Origin of the sequence: Fictibacillus sp. NRS-1165, assembly GCF_050468105.1 — a bacterium.
GTDB lineage: Bacteria > Bacillota > Bacilli > Bacillales > Fictibacillaceae > Fictibacillus_C > Fictibacillus_C terrinigri.
Genome location: NZ_JBDPNU010000193.1, coordinates 1 through 1,330, shown reverse-complemented (window position 1 = coordinate 1,330; position 1,330 = coordinate 1). Strand labels below are relative to the sequence as shown.

Here is a 1,330-nt window from a genome sequence, read left to right as displayed (position 1 = left end):
ATCCACGATTCTTCGCTGAGCAAAGCGATTCATGCCATCGTCGCAGCAAGATGTGGTGAACATGACGCGGCCTATCGCTTTTTCCAGGAAGCTTGTTTAATAGATTTAGGTCCAAATCCTTATTCATCGGATGAAGGGCTGCATGCTGCTTCACTTGGAGCCATTTGGCTAGTGACTGTGTTTGGATTTGCGAACATTTCCATAAAAAACAGCCGTTTAACATTAAATCCCATCTTACCGGACAACTGGTCCGAACTGGTTTTTCCGTTACATTGGCAAGGGGCCACTTTAAACATTAAAGTGACAAAGGAGCACATCATTTTGACAAAGGTTTCAGGACCAGAAGTCATGATTGAAATCAGCGGTTTTGAGTATGTTTTATCAGATCGAATGGAAATCGCTCAACTCATAAGGAGTAAACCATGAAAGTAGTTATCGCACCGGATTCATTTAAAGAAAGTTTAGCCGCAGATGAAGTAGCTAAAGCCATTCGTGGCGGCTTTGAGAGCATTTTTCCCGAAGCCGATTATCATTTGCTCCCCATAGCAGATGGTGGGGAAGGAACCGTTCATGCGTTGGCTTCCACGAATGACACCGAAATTGAAAGTATTTCTGTAACGGGGCCTCTTGGTGAACCTGTTCAAGCGAAAATAGCTTTAACCCATGATGGTAAAAAGGCGTTTATAGAAATGGCCGAAGCTTGTGGATTACATCTCGTACCTGCTGATCGGCGCAATCCATTACAAACCACGTCTTATGGTGTGGGAGAGTTGATACGGCATGCCATGGATCGAGGGGCTAAAGAACTCATTATTGGTGTAGGCGGCAGCGCTACAAATGATGGTGGAATTGGAATGGCTTCTGCACTGGGCTATCAGTTTTTTGATCTAGCCGGAACGGTAGCAAAGGGCACCGGCCAGGATCTTTTTCAGATTAAATCTATGTCTGATGTTCATCGTGATAAACGCTTGGATGATGTAAACATAACCATTGCAGCAGACGTGGATAATCCTTTAACAGGCCTAAAGGGTGCCACCTATGTGTATGGTCCCCAAAAAGGGCTGCCCGAAGAAAGGTTAGAAGAAACGGATCAGGCGATGGGTCAATTCTATGAAATGGCAGAGAACCATTTAGGCAAGCATGTCTCTACTGTGCCAGGCAGTGGTGCAGGGGGAGGTTTTGCAGCAGGGCTGTTGCTGTTTGCAAACGCGAAACTGAAAAAGGGAATCGAACTGGTACTCGAAGAATTAGATCTGAAGGGTATCTGTCATGATGCTGACCTTGTCATTACCGGGGAAGGAAGAATAGATGGCCAAACGTTATACGGCAA

At 45.4% G+C, this 1,330-nt stretch carries 2 protein-coding genes; both read left to right on the top strand.

The genetic code is table 11. The features are described 5' to 3' along the window. A partial coding sequence (locus ABHN01_RS25835) for a glycosyl hydrolase family 65 protein (protein ID WP_429877919.1) occupies positions 1-426 on the top strand: 426 nt, incomplete at its 5' end. Further along, on the top strand, positions 423-1,330 hold a 908-nt coding region (locus ABHN01_RS25830; RefSeq protein ID WP_429877918.1), incomplete at its 3' end, for a glycerate kinase. The genes ABHN01_RS25835 and ABHN01_RS25830, both read left to right, overlap by 4 nt.